The sequence below is a fragment of the Pseudomonas syringae pv. tagetis genome (genome assembly GCF_022557255.1).
In the GTDB taxonomy this organism is placed as follows: Bacteria; Pseudomonadota; Gammaproteobacteria; order Pseudomonadales; family Pseudomonadaceae; genus Aquipseudomonas; species Aquipseudomonas caricapapayae.
Map to the genome: position 1 here is coordinate 3,850,157 of NZ_CP092923.1, position 21,188 is coordinate 3,871,344.

General features: G+C 58.4%; 19 protein-coding genes and 1 pseudogene. 11 read left to right on the forward strand and 9 right to left on the reverse strand.

Translation table 11 applies throughout. The features are described 5' to 3' along the window. Positions 1 to 27: 27 nt before the first annotated feature. Positions 28 to 642, forward strand: a complete 615-nt coding sequence (locus MME58_RS17020; protein WP_055005394.1) for a TetR/AcrR family transcriptional regulator — start codon at positions 28 to 30, stop codon at positions 640 to 642. Between the two features lie 19 nt (positions 643 to 661). On the opposite strand, the gene fahA is transcribed toward MME58_RS17020, so the two are convergent. After that, a complete protein-coding gene (fahA, locus tag MME58_RS17025) occupies positions 662 to 1,957 on the reverse strand; it encodes a fumarylacetoacetase (protein ID WP_054985293.1) in 1,296 nt (431 codons plus the stop codon). Then, complete coding sequence (gene hmgA, locus MME58_RS17030; RefSeq protein WP_055005395.1) at positions 1,957 to 3,261, reverse strand: homogentisate 1,2-dioxygenase; 1,305 nt, start codon at positions 3,259 to 3,261, stop codon at positions 1,957 to 1,959. The genes fahA and hmgA overlap by 1 nt, the downstream gene beginning before the upstream one ends. 138 nt (positions 3,262 to 3,399) lie before the next feature. Here hmgA and MME58_RS17035 point away from each other — a divergent pair, with 138 nt between their 5' ends. Next, on the forward strand, positions 3,400 to 4,188 hold the full coding sequence (locus tag MME58_RS17035; RefSeq protein ID WP_055005396.1) for an IclR family transcriptional regulator: 789 nt from the start codon (positions 3,400 to 3,402) through the stop codon (positions 4,186 to 4,188). Between the two features lie 116 nt (positions 4,189 to 4,304). Here the strand turns inward: MME58_RS17035 and hppD are convergent, their stop codons facing one another. After that, entirely contained in the window at positions 4,305 to 5,381 is a 1,077-nt protein-coding gene (hppD, locus tag MME58_RS17040; RefSeq protein ID WP_054985296.1) for a 4-hydroxyphenylpyruvate dioxygenase, read from the reverse strand. A gap of 142 nt (positions 5,382 to 5,523) precedes the next feature. Beyond that, positions 5,524 to 6,159, reverse strand: coding sequence for a maleylacetoacetate isomerase (maiA, locus tag MME58_RS17045; RefSeq protein WP_054985297.1), 636 nt, complete (start codon positions 6,157 to 6,159; stop codon positions 5,524 to 5,526). Between the two features lie 159 nt (positions 6,160 to 6,318). Here maiA and glcD point away from each other — a divergent pair, with 159 nt between their 5' ends. The 4 genes from glcD to MME58_RS17065 are packed head-to-tail and all read left to right on the forward strand — an operon-like array spanning position 6,319 to position 10,554. Beyond that, on the forward strand, positions 6,319 to 7,818 hold the full coding sequence (gene glcD / locus MME58_RS17050; protein ID WP_054985298.1) for a glycolate oxidase subunit GlcD: 1,500 nt from the start codon (positions 6,319 to 6,321) through the stop codon (positions 7,816 to 7,818). Beyond that, the gene (gene glcE / locus MME58_RS17055) at positions 7,818 to 8,876 is read left to right on the forward strand and encodes a glycolate oxidase subunit GlcE (protein WP_055005397.1); all 1,059 of its coding nucleotides are present in this window, start codon (positions 7,818 to 7,820) and stop codon (positions 8,874 to 8,876) included. Before glcD ends, glcE begins: the two co-directional genes overlap by 1 nt. Before the next feature lie 2 nt (positions 8,877 to 8,878). Beyond that, complete coding sequence (gene glcF, locus MME58_RS17060) at positions 8,879 to 10,105, forward strand: glycolate oxidase subunit GlcF (RefSeq protein ID WP_055005398.1); 1,227 nt, start codon at positions 8,879 to 8,881, stop codon at positions 10,103 to 10,105. Positions 10,106 to 10,146: 41 nt separating this feature from the next. Continuing rightward, positions 10,147 to 10,554: a heme-binding protein gene (locus MME58_RS17065; RefSeq protein WP_054985301.1), complete on the forward strand. Its 408-nt coding sequence runs from the start codon at positions 10,147 to 10,149 to the stop codon at positions 10,552 to 10,554. 78 nt (positions 10,555 to 10,632) lie between these two features. Here MME58_RS17065 and MME58_RS17070 read toward each other — a convergent pair. Beyond that, a pseudogene (locus MME58_RS17070) lies at positions 10,633 to 11,603 on the reverse strand (WD40 repeat domain-containing protein). 328 nt (positions 11,604 to 11,931) lie between these two features. Beyond that, on the reverse strand, positions 11,932 to 12,948 hold the full coding sequence (gene gntR, locus MME58_RS17075; RefSeq protein ID WP_055005399.1) for an HTH-type transcriptional regulator GntR: 1,017 nt from the start codon (positions 12,946 to 12,948) through the stop codon (positions 11,932 to 11,934). Positions 12,949 to 13,230: 282 nt separating this feature from the next. Between gntR and MME58_RS17080 the strand changes: the two genes are divergently transcribed. The 3 genes from MME58_RS17080 to csrA all read left to right on the forward strand — a co-directional run bounded on the left by MME58_RS17080 (position 13,231) and on the right by csrA (position 15,914). Continuing rightward, entirely contained in the window at positions 13,231 to 13,722 is a 492-nt protein-coding gene (locus tag MME58_RS17080; RefSeq protein WP_055005400.1) for a gluconokinase, read from the forward strand. Positions 13,723 to 13,817: 95 nt separating this feature from the next. Beyond that, positions 13,818 to 15,170 (forward strand): GntP family permease, encoded by a 1,353-nt coding sequence (locus MME58_RS17085; RefSeq protein ID WP_055005401.1) that lies wholly within the window; start codon positions 13,818 to 13,820, stop codon positions 15,168 to 15,170. Positions 15,171 to 15,725: 555 nt separating this feature from the next. Continuing rightward, the gene (csrA, locus tag MME58_RS17090; RefSeq protein WP_002554157.1) at positions 15,726 to 15,914 is read left to right on the forward strand and encodes a carbon storage regulator CsrA; all 189 of its coding nucleotides are present in this window, start codon (positions 15,726 to 15,728) and stop codon (positions 15,912 to 15,914) included. Positions 15,915 to 16,026: 112 nt separating this feature from the next. Here csrA and MME58_RS17095 read toward each other — a convergent pair whose 3' ends face one another. From MME58_RS17095 to MME58_RS17105, 3 genes are all read right to left on the reverse strand, one after another. Continuing rightward, the gene (locus tag MME58_RS17095; RefSeq protein ID WP_055005402.1) at positions 16,027 to 17,427 is read right to left on the reverse strand and encodes a pyridine nucleotide-disulfide oxidoreductase; all 1,401 of its coding nucleotides are present in this window, start codon (positions 17,425 to 17,427) and stop codon (positions 16,027 to 16,029) included. Between the two features lie 714 nt (positions 17,428 to 18,141). Further along, a complete protein-coding gene (locus MME58_RS17100; protein ID WP_055005403.1) occupies positions 18,142 to 18,402 on the reverse strand; it encodes a DUF1652 domain-containing protein in 261 nt (86 codons plus the stop codon). 448 nt (positions 18,403 to 18,850) lie between these two features. Beyond that, positions 18,851 to 19,333: a GNAT family N-acetyltransferase gene (locus tag MME58_RS17105; protein WP_055005404.1), complete on the reverse strand. Its 483-nt coding sequence runs from the start codon at positions 19,331 to 19,333 to the stop codon at positions 18,851 to 18,853. Positions 19,334 to 19,696: 363 nt separating this feature from the next. On the opposite strand from MME58_RS17105, the gene MME58_RS17110 reads away from it, so the two are divergent. After that, complete coding sequence (locus MME58_RS17110) at positions 19,697 to 20,641, forward strand: alpha/beta hydrolase (protein ID WP_055005405.1); 945 nt, start codon at positions 19,697 to 19,699, stop codon at positions 20,639 to 20,641. Positions 20,642 to 20,695: 54 nt separating this feature from the next. Further along, positions 20,696 to 21,136: a GNAT family acetyltransferase gene (locus tag MME58_RS17115; protein ID WP_055005406.1), complete on the forward strand. Its 441-nt coding sequence runs from the start codon at positions 20,696 to 20,698 to the stop codon at positions 21,134 to 21,136. Positions 21,137 to 21,188 lie beyond the last annotated feature (52 nt).

Sequence of the window (21,188 nt, forward strand, 5' to 3'; positions counted from 1 at the left end):
CTCTAAACGTACGTTTGAAGCGAACCTATGACCGCACCCATGCGCCTTACCGATCAGAAACGCGAATCCATCGTCCAGGCAGCTATCGCCGAATTTGGCGATCGTGGTTTCGAAGTCACCAGCATGGACCGCATCGCGGCACGAGCCGAGGTCTCCAAACGCACGGTCTACAACCATTTCCCCAGCAAGGAAGAGCTGTTCGCGGAAATGCTTCAGCGCCTGTGGAGCTGCGCTCCACCGCAGTCGGAAGTGATTTACCACCCGGATGTCAGCTTGCGCGAGCAACTTCGGGATCTGCTCTGGGGCAAGATGCGCAACCTGACCAACAGTCATTTTCTCGACCTGGCCCGTGTCGTGGTAGGTGCCACCATTCACTCCCCCGAGCGCGCTCAGGTGTGGATGGCGCGTATCAACGAACGCGAAGAGACCTTCAGCGCCTGGATCCGGGCGGCGCAGAAAAACGGTCGTTTAAAGCCTGTCGATCCTGGCTTTGCGGCCACGCAGATGCACGCTCTGCTCAAATCGTTCGCATTCTGGCCACAGGTCACCTTCAATGCCGCCATGCTCAATCCTCAGGAGCAAAATGATGTGGTTGAGTCTGCACTGAACATGTTTCTGGGTTGGTATGAAATAACCCACTGATGCTGACCGATCCGGTTTTTCAGTCGAGCACAACGCCCCTGCACTCGCCAAAACCAATCGACACGTGCCCGGGGCGGTGACAGCGGGCACGCAGGATCACTTCGTCGCCACTCTGCAGAAACATTCGCTCCTCGCCGTTGGCTAGCGTCACGGGTTGCCTGCCGCCCTGGGTCATCTCCAGCAGACTGCCATGCTGACCTTCCTGCGGACCGGACAGCGTACCGGTGCCAAGCAGATCGCCCGGTTGCAGCTTGCACCCGTTGACGCTTTGGTGTGCGACCATCTGCGCCACTGTCCAGTACATGTTCAGCGAGTTGCTCAGGCCCAGCCGTTCAGGCGCCAGCCCTTGGGCTTTCATCGTGGTTGTCAGCAGCAGCACCTCCAGCTCGATGTCCAGCGCACCGCCCTGCTGATCGCCTTGATCAAGCAGGTATGGCAGCGGCTGAGGATCGCCCTCGGGACGTGCCGGTTGAGCACAGCGAAACGGTGCCAGCGCTTCGGCGGTCACCACCCAGGGCGAAATCGTCGTGGCAAAGCTCTTGGACAAAAAAGGTCCCAACGGCTGATATTCCCACGCCTGGATATCGCGTGCCGACCAGTCGTTGAGCAGACAGAACCCGGCGATGTGCTCGGCAGCCCGATCGATCCCGATGGCGTCGCCCTGAGCATTTCCCGGCCCGATCCATACGCCCAGCTCCAGTTCGTAATCCAGGCGTTTGCAAGGTCCGAAAACCGGTACTTCCTGCCCTGGCGCGAGGGTCTGCCCGCGGGGCCGTCTGACAGGCGTTCCGGACGTACACAAGGTCGATGCCCGGCCGTGATAGCCAATCGGCACGTATTTGTAGTTCGGCAACAGCGGGTTGTCCGGGCGGAATAGCTTGCCGACGTTCAGCGCATGGTGAATACCGACATAGAAGTCAGAGTAATCGCCCACCCGCGCAGGCATGTGCAGAGTGCATTCGCTCATCGGCAGCAGCAGGCCTGTGACTGTTTGCAGACTGCCACGTTGCGGGCTGTCTGCATCCAGCAGTTGCAGCAATGCGCTGCGCAATGCCTGACGGGCAGACGCGCCCAGCGCAAAAAAATCGTTGAGCTGGTCGCGGCTGGCCACTTCGGCAGCTTCTGCCGCCTGCCCTTGAAAAACCCGTGCGGTTGTTGCTGCAAGCAGATCAACAATCATATCGCCAATGGCCACGCCACCACGCGGACCGGTTTCGCCGTGGCTGAATACGCCCAGCGGCAGGTTCTGCAGCGGAAAATCAGGGTGATTGTTGGCCGATGCCACCCAACTGTGGCGATTGAGGTGAGCAGTCATCAGAGCGGTCCCCTGTTGAACGTTCTGGCCATGTCATTCCAGCAGGCGTCGTAATCGGTTTGCAGTTGCGGACAATCGAGCGCGTAACGACTTGGGCGCAATACCTTGCCGGTTTCGAACATGAACGCCATGGTGTTCTCGATTCTGTGCGGTTTCAGGTCGGCAGCGATGGCCTTTTCCGACGTGACATTATCAGGGCCATGAGCGCTCATGCAGTTGTGCAGCGAGGCACCACCAGGCATGAAACCTTCGGCCTTGGCGTCATACGCACCGTCGAGCAGCCCCATGAACTCGTTCATCAGATTGCGATGAAACCACGGCGGGCGAAAGGTATTTTCAGCCACCATCCAGCGCGGCGGGAAGATCACGAAATCGATATTGGCCTGGCCGTGCATGGCCCCAGGCGAGGTCAGCACGGTAAAAATCGATGGGTCCGGATGATCGTAGCTGACCGTGCCCAGGGTGTTGAAACGCCGCAGATCGTATTTGTATGGAACGTTGTTGCCGTGCCAGCCCACCACGTCGAAGGGTGAATGCTGCAGTTGTGTCGACCACAATTCGCCAAGAAACTTCTGCACCAGTTGCATCGGTTGATCGCTGTCTTCGAACCAGGCCACCGGCGTCAGGAAATCCCGGGGATTGGCCAGTCCGTTGCTGCCAATCGGACCCAGCTCCGGAAGGCGCAAGGCGCAACCGTGGTTCTCGCAGACATAACCGCGGGCGCTGTTGTCGAGCAGTTGCACGCTGAACTTCATACCGCGCGGCAGGACGGCAATCTCCAGCGGTTCGATGTCCAGCAGGCCCATTTCCGTGATGATCCTGAGTCGCCCCTGTTGCGGCACAATCAGCCATTCACCGTCGGCATTGAAAAAAGCGCGCTGCATGGAGGTATTGGCTGCGTAAACGTAGACACTGACGCCTTCGGACTGATCCGCTGCCGAGGTACAGGCCAAGGGGATCAGGCCGTCAATGAAGTCGGCAGGCTCGGCAGGGATGTCGAAGGCATTCCAGCGCAGCCGGTTGGGGTTGATCGGGCCCTGCTCATGACCGGCGATCTGCCTATTCAGGCGCTGGTAAGGCGGATGAGCAGCCGATGGCTTGATGCGGTACAGCCAGGTACGCCGGGCTTCGCTGCGTGCGACCGTGAACGCGGTGCCGGAGAACTGCTCGGCATACAGGCCCAGCGGGTGCTTTTGGGGAGAATTCTGGCCAATGGGCAATGCACCGGGCAGCGCCTCGCTGCTGAACTGGTTGCCAAAGCCCGACTGGTAAGCCAATGCGTCGGAACTGGAACGGATAGCCATCTGGACCTCTTGTTGTTATGGGTCGGACAGAGACAGGATGAAACATCATTTAACGTAAACTCATTACGCATAACGTAATTTGAGTTTGCCAGCCGGTCAAGCTATAAAGCTGCCTTTACCGAGCGGCGCACAGCACCCATGACCCAGGAAATCGAAAGCCCGACAGGCGGACGTCAACAGAAGGTTCAGGCCGCAGAGGTCGGGCTGGGCGTGCTCAAGGCGCTGGCCGAACTCTCACCCTCCACGTCGTTGTCGAAGCTGGCGGACCATCTGGGCATGCCCGCCAGCAAGGTTCATCGTTATCTGCAGGCGCTGATTGCCAGTGGTTTTGCCGAACAGGATGCCGTCAACAATCATTACGGGCTGGGCCGCGAGGCATTGCAGGTCGGGCTGGCGTCACTCGGCAAGCTGGATGTACTGAAGGTCTCGGCACCATGGCTGGCCAGCTTGCGCGACGAACTGAACCAGACCTGCTTCCTGGCGGTATGGGGCAACCAAGGCCCGACTGTGGTGTATGTCGAGCCGTCTGTGGGCGCAGTGACGCTGGTCACGCAGATTGGCTCGGTACTGCCGCTGCTTGGCTCGTCTACCGGCCTGGTATTCGACAGCTTTCTGGCAGACCGCGACACCGCCCGGCTTCGCCAGCAGGAAGTGCCCCTTCTCGATAACGACCAGTTGCACGACGTCGAGCTACATAACGAGCAGATCCGTACGACGGGCGTCCACCAGATTCAGGGCTTGCTGATGCCTGGCATCAACGCAGCGTCGGCCCCGCTGTTTGCCATGGGTGACAAGCTGGTGGGGGTGATTACCGTGGTGGGGCCAGGATCGGTGCTGACTGATGAGGCGCACAGCCTGGCGGCTCGGCGCCTGTCAGAGACCGCCGTGGCGATCAGCGAGCGTATGGGTGGCAGGCTGCCGGTTTAGGGCAGCCAGTGCAACGTCGCGTAGTCAACATCTGGCGCGAAGCGCAAAGCGCCGCACGCCAACGTCTATGGGCATGACGAGCGGTCTACCGCTCCGCAGCCCCAAAGGTCAGGGAATCAGTCCGGGCTCAGTACGCCACGCTGGATCTGGTCCCGCTCGATGGATTCGAACAGTGCCTTGAAGTTGCCTTCGCCAAAGCCGTCATCGCCCTTGCGCTGGATGAACTCGAAGAACACGGGGCCCATCAGGGTTGCGGAAAATATCTGCAGCAGCAATCGGCGTTCACCGCTCTCGGAGGAGCCATCGAGAAGGATGCCGCGTGACTTGAGTTCGGCTTCCGGTTCGCCATGATCGGGCAGGCGTCCCTGCAGCATTTCGTAGTAGGTATCCGGCGGCGCGGTCATGAAGCGCATGCCGGTCGCTTTCAGCGCATCCCACGTCTTGATCAGATCGTCGGTAAAGAACGCCACATGCTGAATGCCTTCGCCATTGAACTGCATCAGGAACTCTTCGATCTGCCCGGCACCCTTGGATGACTCCTCGTTCAACGGAATACGGATCATGCCATCCGGAGCGGTCATGGCCTTGGAGGTCAGGCCGGTGTATTCGCCCTTGATGTCGAAATAACGCAGCTCGCGGAAGTTGAACAGTTTTTCATAGAAACTCGCCCAGTACGCCATGCGGCCGCGGTACACATTGTGGGTCAGGTGATCGATGAATTTCAGACCGGCACCGACCGGGTGGCGCTCAACACCTTCGATAAAGTTGAAATCGATGTCGTAGATCGACGTGCCTTCGCCAAAACGGTCGATCAGGTACAACGGCGCGCCACCGATGCCCTTGATCGCGGGCAGACGCAGTTCCATGGGCCCGGTGGCGATTTCCAGTGGTTGTGCGCCCAGTTCAAGCGCCCGGTTGTAGGCCTTTTGCGCGTCTTTGACGCGAAACGCCATGCCGCATACCGAGGGACCATGCTCGGCGGCAAAGTAAGACGCCAGGCTGTGCGGCTCGTTGTTGAGGATCAGGTTGATCGCGCCCTGGCGATACAGGGTCACGTCCTTGGAGCGGTGAATGGCGACCTTGGTGAAGCCCATCATCTGAAACACAGGCTCCAGGCTATTGGGGGTAGGTGACGCAAATTCGATGAATTCAAAGCCCATCAGGCCCATTGGATTTTCGTAGAGATCAGCCATGACTGGCTCCTTGCAGGAAAGTGAGAGTGGGTTATCAACGCAATCACGTCCCTGCGGGCGGCGCACACGGAATTCCTCGCACGCTGCGTGCCAGGAAATCACCAAATATCAGTTGCAGACCGAGAATCTTCATGAGGGCAGCCTACTCCGGCTTGTCCGGTTGTGCATCGGGGTGCGCCTGTTGAAAGGCCGCATGTTGCATGGCCAGACGCTCGACCCGCTGGATACGCGGGTATGCACTCGAATCGACGTTGTAGCGATGGGCCGCATACAACTGGGGTAACAGGTAAACGTCCGCGAGACCGGGGCTCGCACCGAAGCAGAAACCGCTCTCTGCGATCAACTGCTCGACAGCCTGCAGACCTTCGCCGATCCAGTGGCCTGCCCAGGCCAGAACAGCAGCCTCATCGTGCCCCAGACTGCGCAACCGGTCGAGCACCGAGACGTTGTGCAAGGGGTGAATATCACAACCGACGAGCCCTGCGACGGCCCTTTGCCGAGCCCGCATGACAGGGTCATGCGCCAGTAACGCAGGCTGCGGGTAACACTCTTCCAGATATTCAATGATCGCCAGTGACTGGATGATGACTACGCCATCGTCAAGCCTCAATGCGGGCACTCTGCCCTGCGGGTTGAGCACCTTGTAACCGGGTTGGCGCTGCTCACCGCCGTCGAGCAACAGACTGACCGGGATGGCGGTGTGTTCCAGCCCCTTGAGGGCCAGCGCAATACGCACACGGTAACTGGATGTCGAACGGTAGTAAGTGAATAGGTCCACGGAAATCGCCTGCCCGACGCACGGGTGCTGTCTTTATTATTTTCATAACCACATTACGTAATGCGTAAATTGCGCGATCCACCCGACGCTGTCAACTCAAGGCTTGAGCCGAATGAGCTACGATGCACTAACCCGATAAAAATAACGCAGGGGGACGGCATGAATATTCTTTACGACGAACGCATCGACGGCGTGTTGCCTGCGGTCGACAAACAGCAGTTACTGCATGCGCTGCGACGGCAACTGCCGGATATGGACATCCTGCATCGTCCCGAAGAACTGCGGCCCTATGAATGCGACGGGCTGTCAGCGTATCGCACCACGCCAATGCTGGTGGTATTGCCACGTCATGTCGAAGAAGTCCAAATCCTGCTCAGGCTGTGCCACGCGCATCGTGTACCGGTGGTCGCTCGTGGTGCCGGCACCGGGCTTTCAGGGGGTGCGTTGCCGCTGGAAAAAGGCATACTGCTGGTGATGGCGCGCTTCAATCGAATCCTCGATGTTGACCCGGCCGCTCGTCTGGCAAGGGTTCAGCCCGGTGTGCGCAACCTGGCCATTTCCCAGGCAGCAGCGCCCCACGGTCTGTACTACGCGCCTGACCCCTCCTCGCAAATCGCCTGCTCCATCGGCGGCAACGTGGCGGAAAATGCCGGTGGCGTGCATTGCCTCAAGTACGGACTGACCGTGCACAACCTGCTCAGGGTCGAGATACTGACCGTCGAGGGCGAGCCCATGACACTGGGCAGCGACACGCTGGATTCGCCCGGTTTCGACTTGCTGGCACTGTTTACCGGCTCCGAAGGCATGCTTGGTGTTATCACCGAAGTCACGGTCAAGCTATTGCCCAGGCCGCAAGTGGCCAACGTACTGCTGGCGGCATTCGATTCGGTAGAAAAAGCCGGACGTGCGGTGGCCGATATCATTGCCGCAGGCATCATCCCCGGAGGCCTGGAGATGATGGACAATCTGGCGATTCGCGCCGCCGAAGACTTCATTCACGCAGGCTACCCGGTCGACGCCGAAGCTATCCTGCTCTGCGAACTGGACGGGGTCGAAGCCGACGTGCATGCCGATTGCGAACGGGTTCGCGAGGTATTGACCCTGGCCGGCGCGACCGAAGTACGCCAGGCAAAGGACGAGGCCGAGCGGGCGCGCTTCTGGGCCGGACGCAAAAACGCTTTTCCGGCCGTCGGCCGTCTGTCGCCGGATTACTACTGCATGGACGGCACCATCCCGCGGCGCGAGTTGCCGGGCGTATTACGCAGTATCAAGGAACTGTCCGGGCAATACGGACTGCGCGTGGCGAATGTCTTTCATGCTGGCGACGGCAACATGCACCCGCTGATCCTGTTCGATGCCAATCAACCGGGTGAGCTGGAGCGCGCCGAAGCGCTAGGCGGCAAAATCCTCGAACTGTGCGTCAAGGTCGGTGGCAGTATCACCGGCGAGCACGGTGTCGGTCGCGAGAAGATCAATCAGATGTGCGCGCAATTCAACAATGACGAACTGGCCTTCTTCCACGCCATCAAGGCCGCATTCGACGCCAGCGGCCTGCTCAATCCTGGCAAGAACATCCCGACACTGCATCGCTGTGCGGAGTTCGGTGCCATGCATGTTCATGCCGGGCAGTTGCCATTTCCCGAACTGGAGCGCTTCTGATGAGCGCAATGGACAATGACGCCAGCCAGAGGCTGCTTGAGCGAGTCAATCAGGCACTCCAGGACAGCACGCCGCTACGGATCCAAGGGGGCAACAGCAAGGTATTTCTCGGCCGTGAAACAGCAGGCGAAGTGCTCGATACCCGCGAACACCGTGGCATCGTCAGTTACGACCCGACAGAACTGGTGATCAGCGCCCGCGCCGGTACGCCATTGATCGAACTGATGCAGGCGCTGGACGGCGCAGGCCAGATGCTGCCTTGCGAGCCGCCCGATTTCGGCGCTGCAACGCTTGGCGGCATGGTCGCTGCGGGGCTGTCGGGGCCACGCCGGCCGTGGAGTGGCTCGGTACGTGATTTTGTACTGGGTACGCGGGTCATCACCGGGCTCGGCAAGCACCTGCATTTCGGCGGCGAAGTCATGAAAAACGTCGCAGGCTACGATGTTTCGCGCTTGATGGCGGGCAGTTTCGGCTGCCTCGGGCTGTTGACCGAAGTGTCGCTCAAAGTGCTGCCCAGGCCGCGGCTGTGCAGCAGCATCGCGCTGGAGATGGACTGCACGCGTGCCTTGACCTGCCTCACTGAATGGGGCCGGCAGCCGATTCCGATCAGTGCGGCCAGCCACGACGGTCAGGTGCTGCGCCTGCGCCTTGAAGGCGGTGAAAGCTCGGTGGCCGCCGCCCATGAGCGGCTCGGCGGCGAATTGCTCGAGGCTGCGTACTGGCAACAGTTGAACGAACAGCGCCTGCCCTTTTTCCTCGACCCGCGTCCCTTGTGGCGGCTCTGCGTGCCTGCCGACAGCGGCATGCCGGATCTGCCAGGCGAACAACTGATCGATTGGGGTGGCGCGCAACGCTGGCTTAAATCCGACGCTGACGGCGAAGCCATCCGAGCAATCGCGACGGCGCTTGGCGGACATGCAACCTGCTACAGCCCAGGCGTTGTCGAAAGCCCCTTTCAGCCGTTGGCCGCACCTCTGCTGCGCTACCATCAGGCACTCAAGACCCGACTCGACCCGCAAGGCATTTTCAACCCCGGCCGACTGTACGCGGAGTTTTAAGCATGCAGACCACACTGAGTGAACACGCCAGAACCCTGCCACGTGCCGATGAAGCCGAGCGTATCCTGCGCAGTTGCGTGCATTGCGGCTTCTGCAATGCCACCTGCCCGACCTATCAGTTACTGGGTGATGAACTGGACGGTCCACGCGGCAGAATCTACCTGATCAAGCAGGTCCTGGAAGGCCAGCACGTCACCGAAAAGACTCGCGTGCACCTGGACCGCTGCCTGAGTTGTCGCAACTGCGAAACCACCTGCCCGTCCGGCGTGGATTACCACAACCTGCTGGACATCGGTCGTGCGGCAGTCGATGCCCTGGTCCCCCGCCCGCTCGGCCAGCGCCTGCTGCGTGAAGGCTTGCGCCAGATAGTCCCCCATGCAGGCCTGTTCCGGTTCCTGACCGGAGTGGGCATGAAGTTCAGGCCGTTATTGCCGCAGACACTGGCAGCCAAACTGCCTGTAACGGTCCATGCTGCCGGGCGTCGCCCGGCTTGCGCTCATGCGCGTCAGGTGCTGTTGCTCGAGGGGTGCGTGCAGCCAGGCCTGTCACCCAACACCAACGCCGCCACAGCACGCGTGCTCGATCGTCTGGGTATCGGTATTACCCCAGTCAGCACGGCCGGATGCTGCGGCGCTGTGGATTACCACCTGAATGCACAGGACGCGGGGCTGGATCGGGCGCGACGTAACATCGACGCTTGGTGGCCTGCGCTCCAGGGCGGTGCCGAAACCCTAATCCAGACAGCCAGCGGTTGCGGTGCCTTCGTCAAGGACTATGGTCATTTGCTGCAACATGATCCGGCCTACGCCGACAAGGCCATGTGCATCAGCGGCCGCACGAAGGATCTGGTCGAAGTCCTGCGCAACGAACCGCTGGAAACCCTCGGCATCAAGGCCGACACGCGGCTGGCGTTTCACTGCCCGTGTACCCTGCAGCATGCACAAAAACTCGGTGGTGAAGTAGAACGCGTGCTGACTCGACTAGGCTTCCAACTGACCGCTGTGCCGGACGGTCATTTATGTTGTGGCTCTGCCGGCACCTACTCCATCACCCAGCCGGCGCTGGCCCGGCAATTACGCGACAACCGCATGAACGCGCTGGAAAGCGGCAAACCTCAGGTCATCGCCACCGCCAATATCGGCTGTCAGACGCACCTCGCCAGTGCTGGCCGGACGCCGGTGCGACACTGGATCGAGCTGATTGACCAAGCGCTTGGCACTCCTGATTGACACTGATCTTCTAATCGATAACCACTGCTCCGGAGAACTCCATGAAAATCAAAGCCGTCCTGACCCAGACCGAAGTCAGCCTGATGCTGGGTGCCGCACGCGATGAGGCGCAGGCCAATGACTGGGCTGTCGCCATTGCTGTCGTTGATGACGGCGGCCATCTGCTGGCATTCGAGCGACTGGACGACGCCTCGCCGATCAGCAGCTATATCTCGATCGAAAAAGCCCGCACCTCGGCACTCGGCAAACGTGAATCCAAGGGTTACGAAGAAATGATCAACGGAGGGCGCACTGCATTCCTCAGCGCTCCGCTGCTCACCTCGCTGGAAGGCGGTGTGCCGGTCATCGTTGATGGCCAGGTGGTTGGCGCGGTAGGTGTTTCCGGCGTGAAGGCCGAGCAGGATGCCCGGATCGCCAAAGCTGGTATCGCTGCGCTGAATGCCGACTGATCGTTAAAGCCGCCCGATGACAGAGACATCCAGCCACTGCGTCTCTGTAATCGGTCGTAGCAGGCTTCGCAGAAGCTGCTACAACCTGTAGATCGAAATCCAGCTCATGTCCGGGTGGGTGGAATAGATATACGTCCCCGTGCTGTTGAGCACTGCGCCACCTACCGAAGGAAAGTACGCAATACAGGTGCGATTCCCTTGACGGTGTCGATCCGGTACACGTCGTAATTACAGGTGTAAATGGCATACACATAGCGATCATCCGGCGTGACCCCTATGACTTTTACCGGATACCCCTGGGTGCCGATCTTCTCCCGGTAAAACATTTTGTTGGTCGCTGAATCGATAATGTAGACCTCGTCGATCCCGCCTACATACAGCCAGGCACCATCGGCACTAAAGGCCATCGAGCGCGGATCAGAAAAACCAGGAATGTCATGCTGCAGGTAATCGACCTTGCTGATCGCGAGAACGTCTGTAGGTGCTGTGCGGTCGACCAGCATCGTCGCGTAAAATCTGTCATTCAAGGGGCTGATCCCGAGCGCCAGCGATGCATTGGTCAAGGCGCCCAGATCGAACTCGTTTTCGACCGTGTAGTTTTCGGTCTCGATCACGCGGATCAGCCCGCCAAGCGCGTTCTGAAAGGACAGGCAGATAAAACGGCCATCCGGGCTGCTCAGAACCCTGTTGACGTTGGCAGCCGGAAGTATCCTGATGACTTCGCGCAAGCGCGTGTCCACGACATAGCATCTTTTCTGGCCGATGGTGTAAAGCCGTTTTCCATCAGGGCTGAGGCTGATCGCGCCTGCGCCTGCTCGCTTGATACTGCCGACGACGGTTGCGCTGGCGATGTCGACCACGCTGACTTCGCGGCCACTCTCATGAGCCACATACAACGTGGTTTCATCAGGGCTGATGACGATTTCTGCAGGCACAAAGCCCAGCGGGATGATGCCGGTCAGCCACGCGATATCCAGTGGAACGCCTGAAACGAAAGGGTCTGCGATGTGAGTCAGAGCTCTAATGTTTTGAGATGCCTTTTTTTGCATGTCTCTCACCCTTCAATAGGTCTTGTAAGACCGCCAGGACGGGGAACAGATAAGAAGATATATCCCCGTCATCCAACGGTGCGGCCAAGACACTTATGCCGCTCCGATCCGTAAATGTATGTTCATTGAATACTCAACACGAGGGGATGGGTACTGTCAGAAATAACAGTCGAAACACGCTTTAACCGTTCGAATGAGGGGATCGGCGGCGGCCAGGACAGGTCCATCGGGCACTTCAGCCAGAGGGAGGCAAGCCTTCGGAAGGACATTGCCACTGGTCAGCGGGATGATCGGCGCGAGCGTCCGCAGGCGGGCCGGAAAGAAATATTCAGGAGCTTTCCCGTACCACCAGCTCAAACCCCAGATCCACCTGCGGATGCTGTGTGATTCCGTCAAGCAGCCCCAACAGCACCTGAGCGGCGCGCTGCCCGACTTCCTCGCGGGGCGTACGTATGGAGGTCAGGCGCGGCACCATGTGAGCAGAGCCCGGCAGGTCATTGAAGCCCACCAGCGATACCCGTCCGGGAATCGCAACGCCCAGACGCAAGGCCTCCAGCGCAGCGCCCTGAGCAAGGTCGTCATTGCAGAAAAACACCCCGTCGACATCAGGGTGTTCGTCCAGCAGGCGGGCAAACAACTCTCCGCCCAGGCCAATCGAGGACGACTGAGGTGTCGAGACCTGCAGACCCAGGTCGAACAGCCCGGCCTCCTCCAGCACCTGACGAAACCCGGCACCGCGCTGCAGCACGCGAGGGTCGAGCTGAGCGGCCATGTAGGCCAGTCGGCGGCGACCACGACCGAGCAGATGACGTGCGGCTTCGGCCCCGGCCTGCTGTTGCGAGAACCCGACGCAGTAGGTGCCGAGACGGGTATCGAGCTCCATCATGTGCACACAGGGAACGCCGCTGGTTTCAAGCATCTGGCGCGACGCTGCTGTGTGATCGAAACCTGTCAGCAGAATACCGCGGGGACGGTTGACCAGATGATTGCGCAGCAGCTTCTCTTCCTCGTCGGGCGAGTAGTGATAGTTGCCGATCACGACATCCAGACCACGGATGCGTAATACGTCCTGGATGGCTTCAAGTGTTTCGATAAACAACTGGTTGGCAAGCGAAGGGACCAGCACCACAACGGTCTGGCTGCAGGAAGAAGCCAGAGCTCTGGCAGCAGGGTTGGCCACATACCCAAGGCTTTGTGCCGCAGCGCGAACCTTCTCGACCAGCTCCGGCGCAACAGTGGCAACACCGCGCAACGCCCGGGACGCCGTGATCGGCGACACGGCAGCCAGCCTGGCCACCTCATTCAGCGTAGGGCGACCGGTAGAGCGGGAACCAATGCGTATCATGCGTTGCCAACTAACATAGGGGTTGCCAAATATGTCGAATGCCCCATAAGGTAGCGCTGTCTCACGGAAGGTGACAATGCTTTATCGCTGGTTTCACATGTGCCACCCGGTCGGGGTCGCCTCGGAGAACAGCCTCCAATGCTTATTGATGAGCCCAAAACAACGACAAAAACTGGAACAGCCCGGGCTGAGCCTGATGTTCACCGGACAAAGACAGCGCTGTCTCCAGATGAGGTGCCTACTGTGACAACTGCGAATACTGCTATTACCGCCCTTGTAGTGATGGGTGTGTCCGGCTGCGGCAAAAGCGCCGTCGGTGCCGAGATTGCCCTCAACAGCGGCGGTCGCCTGATCGAAGGCGATGCGTTTCACCCTCCGGCCAACATCGAAAAGATGAGCGCCGGGACCCCACTCAACGATGAGGACCGCGCCGGCTGGCTGACCCGTCTGGGTGAAGAGATGGCCGCTGCCCTCGCCAAGGGTGAACATCCGGTTCTGACCTGTTCCTCACTCAAGCTTATCTATCGCCAGCGTCTGCGAGATGCCGTGCCTGGCCTGGGCTTTGTCTTTCTGGAACTGACCAAGGAACTCGCCACCGAACGTTGCTCACACCGACCCGGGCATTTCATGCCGGCAAGCCTGGTGGACAGCCAGTTCGCGACCCTCGAGCCGCCTTATGGCGAGCCGCTGACGTTGATCGTCGATGCCTCCCAGCCTATCGATGTCATCGGCAGACAAGCCGCAGCATGGTGGAAAGACTCCCACGCCCGATAAAGGCGTGAGTGCAGAAGACAGCGCTGTCTTGCACACACACGATAGACGTCGGCGCTGTTAACAGCTCCCTAAAACAATAAACCGGAGAAACACCCATGTTCGGTATGACCCATGAGACGTTCCTGCTCGTCGATGCGCTAGTGACCATCGTCGGCCTTGTACTGTTGATCACCACCTTCAAGGTCCATCCTTTCGTCGCGCTGACTCTGGCGGCGGGCTTTCTTGGCCTGACCTCGGGAATGCCCGTGGAAAAAGTCATGAAGTCGTTTCAGGACGGTTTCGGCGGCGTACTGGGATTCGTCGGCATCATCCTCGGCCTGGGCACCATGCTTGGCAAATTGATGGCCGACTCGGGGGGCGCGGATCAGATCGCGCAAACGCTGATACGCACGTTCGGCAAGCAGAAAGTGCACTGGGCAATGATGTTTTCTGCCTTTCTGGTGGGCATCCCGTTGTTCTTCGAGATCGGCTTTGTGTTGCTGATTCCGCTGGTGTTCATTGTCGCCCGTCGCACCGGCGTGTCCATCGTCAAGATCGGCATCCCACTGCTGGCAGGCCTGTCAGCCGTACACGGTCTGGTTCCACCGCATCCGGGTCCGCTGCTGGCCATCGGCATCTTCGGTGCCGACATCGGCAAGACTATTTTTTACGGACTGATCGTTGCGCTGCCGACAGCCATCATCGCTGGCCCGATCTTTGGTAACTGGATTTCCAAAAGCATCCCCGGCACCCCGTCGAAGGAATTGATGGACCAGATCGCCAAGGAGTCGAGCACCGAGAACCTGCCAGGCTTCGGCATCACGCTGGTGACCATCCTGCTGCCGGTCTTCCTGATGCTGCTCAAAACCTTTGCCGACGTGGTGTTGCCAGAAAACAACATGTTCCGCATCTGGATGGACCTGATCGGTCACCCGATCAGCGCCCTGCTCGCCGCGCTTTTGCTGGCGTTCTACACCTTTGGTGCCGCGCGTGGATTTGACCGTACAAAAATCATGAAACTGCTGGACCAGAGCCTGGCACCGGTTGCCGCAATCGTTCTGATCGTCGGTGCAGGCGGCGGCTTCAAGCAGATGCTGGTGGCCAGCGGCGTGGGCGACGTGATCGGGCACATGGCAGTGCAAGCTCAGATCAACCCGATCATGCTGGCCTGGCTGGTAGCGGCCGTTATCCGTATCGCAACCGGCTCGGCTACCGTGGCGACCATCACCGGTGCAGGAATCGTGGCCCCTGTGGTCGGTCTGATTCCAGGCGTCAACCGCGAGCTGCTGGTGCTGGCAACCGGTGCCGGTTCGCTGATCCTGTCGCATGTGAACGATGCCGGCTTCTGGCTGGTCAAGCAGTATTTCAACATGACGGTTGCCGAAACCTTCAAGACCTGGACGGTGATGGAGACCATTCTTTCGGTGGTCGGCCTGATTTTCATCATGCTGCTGTCGATGGCGCTTTAAACCCAGGAACGCTCGGACCTTTGCGGGTAATGAAACCCGCAAAGGCCCACGCGCTGTCCCTGATTTCGCTCTCTGCACTCCACGTACTCAGAATCAGCCATAGCCCATCCAGACCGGCGTCAGTGCGTCAAAGCACAGGAACTTTGGTCAACACGAAGCCCTTTCCTACACCCCCGCTCAATGCTTTCAGCTGAATTTTCAGAAAGTCCGGGCAATCTCCCCAAGTCGTGCCTACGCTTATACTCATGTCGAGCTGGGCCTGTCCCAACTCGCAGAGTGAGACGACGACGACCTCAAAGCGTGCAGCGGTTCACGTTAGTTTTTATATGACGCCAGTAAATACGGGCATTTTCACGTCGAAACGGGCAGAATTGGCGCGCTCGTCGTATCGAGGATGCAAATCTCGATGACAAGAAAATGAACCGAGGGAATTAAATTCACCCATGTGACGTCATAAGACGGACGCATCTGGATGCACTCGGCAACAATCACCACGCAAAGGCAAACGCCAGCCTCTTGAGAGAGGCGTTTCAAGAGGCCATCAAGGAAAAGATTATGTTGATACTCACTCGCAAAGTAGGCGAAAGCATAAACATCGGTGACGAGATCACCGTCACGATTCTTGGCGTTCAAGGGCTTCAGGTCCGCCTGGGCATCAATGCACCCAAAAATGTTTCAGTGCATCGTGAAGAAATCTACAAACGTATCCAGGCAGAACTGGCTCCAAACCAGGACCCACAATAATTCCCGCACCATCCCCTTATTCAATGTTGATTTGCCATTTATTGGCAGACAGCCGTACGGCGTCCCTGGGACGCCGTTTTTTATGCACGCCGTTCTGCCCTGCGCCCTCTGCCTAACCGACCTGAACCCGAAGGGCTGCCTGCACGAACTCATCCGGGCTGAACACCTCCAGGGCAGCAGCCTTACAGGAGAGCCGCTTGGCAACCGCCTTGAGCACCGCCCCACTTGCATCATGGTGAAACTGCCAGACGCCATATATACGACCATCGAACGCCGGCTCACTGCCTAGCTGCGGGTCGATGCCAAGCCCGGCACCCAGACCAAAAAGATACAAGCCTTTCACTCGACGACCCTGCTGGTCTACCGGACAGCCGCAAGCGTCGGACTCAAGACCGCCCTTGGTCTCACGCAGGCTGATGAGGTTTCCGCCGGTATCCTTAAGCGCCGGCAATACAGGTTGATAGCCCGAGCACTGTACGATAACGGCGGAGTCGGCAAGCGCAAGCCGGGCCTGCTCATAGTCATCGGGGCGCCCTCCCAGCGTCTGTAACATATGCACGCGCACGCCCGTCTTGCCGACACGGCCGCTACTCAGCGCCTCGCGCCCGATATCCAGCGCCCGATAGCGCAAGCCTCCAGAGCGATTGACCCGGCCAGACACCGGACACACATCACGTTGGGTGTCGAACATGTAACCAGCCGCCTTTGCCTGTTCGACATCTTCGTAAAACAGTTTGATGTCGCTTCTATGAATGAGTGTCAGTTCATTCAGGCCCGCGAATTCCAATGCATCTGCCAGGTTTTCCAGCATCGAAAACGCGCTATGTGACCCGCCCACGATTGTGATTCGCCCCTTACGGGCCAGCGCCGGGCCAAAAACCTCACGTAACTGCACCGCGTTCATACGCAGCAACCTGTCGGCGCTCTGAATATTCACGTTGCCCGGCAGCACAAGTCCCTGCCGGGCAAGACTGTCGATCAGGTGCCGTGGATCCTGGTGCCCACCCAGATTGAGTACCAGCGCCCGGCAGCGCACTTGCCTCTCGCCGTGCGGCCCCTCGACGTGCAGGCAGAACTCATCGCCGTCGCTGACAACTTCATTGATGGTTGTAGCGGGCCATACCTTTACGCCATAACGCTGCACGATATGGTCCAGCACCAGCCTGGCCGCCTCGGCCATAAGCAGACCCACATCAGCCAGTTGCGGTGCGCTTTGTGCCTGCGCTTTGATACGCCAGTACACGGCAGAGTTTTCCAATGGCTTGAATACCTCATACAGCGCCGGGTCACGCAGGCAATCGATGAACACATCGCCTACCGAGTTGGCGGTAATCCGGTAGTCTCCCAGCACACCGGCCCCAGGCCGGTCACATGCATCAATGACGATCAGTCCTTTTGCCGAAAGCCCGGGCATCGCGTCGCTCTTCAAAGCGTTGAACAAGAACCCCATGCCGGCAAGACCGGCTCCCCCGACGACGCAACCGCAGGTTGTTTCCATACCATTATCAAACATGATGATGCTCCATCGTCATTTCATACGTTGGTGCATTCCAGAAGTACTGGTTGATCGAATACCTGGCTGATACGGCGAACCAGCGTCCATGCACGATTCGAGGCGAAACACATACAGCCGAACGCTGACGGATGCTCATTCACCAAGGTGATGAGTCGTCATATAAAAGAAGTGCTTTTACAGAAAGTTACAGTGTCACCAACGGCAACAGCATGAAGTTTTGAGCTGACCCACTACTTTCATTGCTACCGCCGCCTTTTCCAAGGCGGTGTTTTCAGGGCAGCGTTTTTATCAACAGAAAAAGCGTGACAATGCGTGACAAGACAGGCAATTGAATAGTTGCAAAGAAACACAACGGTGTCAAATCAGCCGAGCACTGAGCAAACAGTTCAACCACGCGCGATAACCTGATGATTTGACTGATCTTGTCTTACCAGACGCGCGGCGCATATGCAGTTGCACGGACACTAAAACGTTACGCGAGTTTCTTTTATTTTGTATTGCCTGACGTTTGAACAGCATTTCTTCGACGCTGTTAATTTGGCGAGCACAGTACGTCCCTGGTACCAGTCATTCTGCCTGATACAACTCACCTGTAGCCATAAGGGGGCGTGGCGAATGGCCAACGCTATCCGATACAAACGAAAAGGCCCCGATCAGCAATGATCAGGGCCTCACAGCGTGATGCCGTGGCGTCAGGAGGATGCAGCAGTATCAGGCAGCGCTGTAATGCGCGCGCGACACTTTTGATTTGGCCGGTTCTTCACGCAGCTCGGCCACCAGCGCAGAGATATCCCGAACCGTATTGATACGGCTGAGCGGAAGGCTCGTCTGGCGATGGGTGCGACCCGATGCAGGGTCGCTTATCTGCACCGTCATCTGATCGTTGGCAATCGTGCAGGTACAGCGCAACGGCAGGAACGCACGTTCAACGATGCTCCTGAGTTCTAACTCAGACAGTCCACTCGCGATCATTTCTTTATCTCCTTATGTGTGTAAGCACGTCCCGACAGTGACAAATATTGATAATTTTTATTGTTGATGACTCTTTTAAAAACGGCCCACGCAAGCCCGCCAATTATCCGTCGTCACTCACTTGATGCTTAAAGCAGTTATACACCTCACCCCGACCTTCAAGCAACTTCCACAACAAAATATCCTTAACACTTTTAACATGGTTCTTTATTGAATAATCGACAGAAAAAACGATTCACCGTAATGATTTCAAGGGTCCTGCTGACTGACAGAGATCAGGGTGTATGAAACGGTTTACATTAAACCGTACAAAGACTGACGAACGGTCGGACACTGAAGTGGATGTACCCGCAAAGCAGACGGTACTTTCAGCGAACCGCTCACAAAAAAGTCGACCGTAAAAGGCACGCCCGGACCGATGCGACCGAGCGAGCCCCGATAAAGAAGCTTACTGTTCCGAGCCGGACAGGCGCAGATGGATCAACGCGACCCGCGCGCCTTGCTTGTCGCGTTTCTCTTCGATGGCATACGGACGAAACCCCATCCGCGGGTAAAAAAGCAAGCCAGGCACATTATGGTTGTAGCAGGACGCAATCAGCTCCGTTGCTTCGTGCTTGTCGAAAGCGATCCCCATCATGCTGGTGATCATGTACCGCCCTACCCCTTTGGAGCGGGCCTTGGGCGCGATAATGACGTTACCCAGCGAGCAGCGACCGCGAAATTTGCACTGAGAGAAATTTGCAAAACCGACCACTTCGCCATCCATCTCGATGACGGTCGAGTCATGACGAGTCTCCAGCGCTTCGCTGAGCTGCGAAGCGGTCAGCGGATAGGTGGCTCTGGGGAACATGTAGAACAGTTCGTCGGCGTTCTGCGGCAATTCGCAGATGGCTGGGATATCTTTTTCTTCCAGGGGGCGATGATGAAACATAGGCGGTAACCTCTTGAAGAAATTGAAGAAAGCGCGAGTACACAGCAAGCAAATCGGCGTCTCGGGCAGCGGCAGGTGACAAAAATACAGCGTCCGCAACGGCACAGCATAATCCCCGGCTATCGAAAAGGGCCAGCCCAATAACGAATCGTGCTAATGAGCGACTTTGTTGACGCTGCATTCGGCCCTTTGGCGCAACATATTGAAGCATAGGGCGTTGCGTATACATCGCTATGGATCGGCTGGAAAACCTGCCCGATGGCCAGCCGTGCAATATGCTGTAACCCATGTTTGGCAGTTCGTCTTGCAACCCGCATGCAGAACCGGCATTTATTTCACTTTGTTGACTGGAACACTCGTCTTATGCCGATTTCACTTCTGGCTCGTTTCAAAGTCCGCCCCCTTGGATGGATCTGCATGTCGGCCATCATTCTTGGTCTGCCGGTCGGCTGTGCGGTGCTCGAGCACAAGGAGCGCGAACTGGTATTTCGCATCGAGCCCGGTACAGCCAGCTGGTACAGCGGTCTGCCCGCCGATGTGCAGGAAATCGAACTCCGCGCGCCTTCATTTGGTACATCGCAGAATATTCACGCCTGGTGGTGGCCCGCGTCAGACCGGAACGCGCCAGCCGTGCTGTACCTGCACGGTTCAAGGTGGAACCTGACAGGCCAGCTGTTTCGAATCCAGCAACTCAAGGCACAGGGGTACTCGATACTGGCAATCGACTATCGGGGTTTCGGTCAGAGCATGGGCCAACTGCCATCAGAGAAATCCGTGTATGAAGACGCACGTGTCGCGTGGCAACGCCTGAAGCAATTGCAACCCGATCCGCAACGCAGGCTGATCTACGGACATTCTCTAGGGGGCGCAGTTGCAGTGGACCTGGCGGCCGAACTGGGCAGTGACGCAGAGAAGGACAATGCACCGATCCAGGCCCGCGGGCTGATAATAGAGTCGACCTTCACCAATCTGGCCGATGTGGCCACCGCGCTCGCCAATACCTCGTTGCCGGTGCGCTGGCTGCTGTCTCAGAAGTTCGACTCTCTGGACAAGATTGCAGACATCCACATGCCCGTTCTGATCGTGCACGGCACCGAAGATCGCTATGTACCGGCGCGTTTCAGCGAGCAGCTGTTTGACGCGGCACAGGAGCCCAAGAAACTGCTGCTCGTACCCGGCGGTACGCACAACAACAGCATGCAACTCGGGCAGCCCGCTTACAGTCGCGCTATCCGTACACTGCTCGACACACCCACCTCGCTCCCCAGGGTCATAACACAGGACCAGCCATCCAGCAACGCCGGTTAGACATTGCCGGACGCGACGCCGCATCCTGCGCGCTCATCACTCAAGGACCGCACAATGAACTGCATTGTCGAGTATTCAGATTCGCTACACCGTCTCGCGGTCATCGAACTGTGGGAGACAGTTTTCAACGACGACCAGCCACATAATCGCCCGGACCTGTCGATCAACAAAAAACTGGCTGTCGAGGACCGGCTGTTTTTCGTCGCTGTTGCAGACGGCCGTGTGGCCGGGACCCTTCTTGCCGGTTACGACGGCCATCGCGGCTGGCTGTATTCGGTTGCAGTGGACCCGCAACAGCGCGGCCAAGGGCTGGGAACGATGCTGGTCAAGCACGCAGAACAAGCCCTGACAGATCTTGGCTGCGTCAAGATCAACCTGCAGATTCATACGTTCAACGAATGTGTGCAGGCTTTTTACCAAACGCTGGGATACACACCTGAAGCCATCATCAGCATGGGTAAACGGATTGCTGCCAATGTGCCGACTCAATCCTGACCGGCAGAGCAGCCGACCCGCCAGGACAATCGAAGCCCGCCTCAGGACCATT

Excerpts from the sequence above, each read along its gene's own strand:
- MME58_RS17115 (WP_055005406.1), top strand. The coding sequence starts at position 20,696 with ATGAACTGCATTGTCGAGTATTCAGATTCGCTACACCGTCTCGCGGTC.
- MME58_RS17085 (WP_055005401.1), top strand. The coding sequence starts at position 13,818 with ATGTTCGGTATGACCCATGAGACGTTCCTGCTCGTCGATGCGCTAGTG.
- MME58_RS17100 (WP_055005403.1), bottom strand. The coding sequence starts at position 18,402 with ATGATCGCGAGTGGACTGTCTGAGTTAGAACTCAGGAGCATCGTTGAA.
- MME58_RS17080 (WP_055005400.1), top strand. The coding sequence starts at position 13,231 with ATGGGTGTGTCCGGCTGCGGCAAAAGCGCCGTCGGTGCCGAGATTGCC.
- MME58_RS17110 (WP_055005405.1), top strand. The coding sequence starts at position 19,697 with ATGCCGATTTCACTTCTGGCTCGTTTCAAAGTCCGCCCCCTTGGATGG.
- MME58_RS17065 (WP_054985301.1), top strand. The coding sequence starts at position 10,147 with ATGAAAATCAAAGCCGTCCTGACCCAGACCGAAGTCAGCCTGATGCTG.
- hmgA (WP_055005395.1), bottom strand. The coding sequence starts at position 3,261 with ATGGCTATCCGTTCCAGTTCCGACGCATTGGCTTACCAGTCGGGCTTT.
- fahA (WP_054985293.1), bottom strand. The coding sequence starts at position 1,957 with ATGACTGCTCACCTCAATCGCCACAGTTGGGTGGCATCGGCCAACAAT.
- hppD (WP_054985296.1), bottom strand. The coding sequence starts at position 5,381 with ATGGCTGATCTCTACGAAAATCCAATGGGCCTGATGGGCTTTGAATTC.
- glcD (WP_054985298.1), top strand. The coding sequence starts at position 6,319 with ATGAATATTCTTTACGACGAACGCATCGACGGCGTGTTGCCTGCGGTC.
- MME58_RS17095 (WP_055005402.1), bottom strand. The coding sequence starts at position 17,427 with ATGTTTGATAATGGTATGGAAACAACCTGCGGTTGCGTCGTCGGGGGA.
- glcF (WP_055005398.1), top strand. The coding sequence starts at position 8,879 with ATGCAGACCACACTGAGTGAACACGCCAGAACCCTGCCACGTGCCGAT.
- glcE (WP_055005397.1), top strand. The coding sequence starts at position 7,818 with ATGAGCGCAATGGACAATGACGCCAGCCAGAGGCTGCTTGAGCGAGTC.
- MME58_RS17105 (WP_055005404.1), bottom strand. The coding sequence starts at position 19,333 with ATGTTTCATCATCGCCCCCTGGAAGAAAAAGATATCCCAGCCATCTGC.
- MME58_RS17035 (WP_055005396.1), top strand. The coding sequence starts at position 3,400 with ATGACCCAGGAAATCGAAAGCCCGACAGGCGGACGTCAACAGAAGGTT.
- gntR (WP_055005399.1), bottom strand. The coding sequence starts at position 12,948 with ATGATACGCATTGGTTCCCGCTCTACCGGTCGCCCTACGCTGAATGAG.
- MME58_RS17020 (WP_055005394.1), top strand. The coding sequence starts at position 28 with ATGACCGCACCCATGCGCCTTACCGATCAGAAACGCGAATCCATCGTC.
- csrA (WP_002554157.1), top strand. The coding sequence starts at position 15,726 with ATGTTGATACTCACTCGCAAAGTAGGCGAAAGCATAAACATCGGTGAC.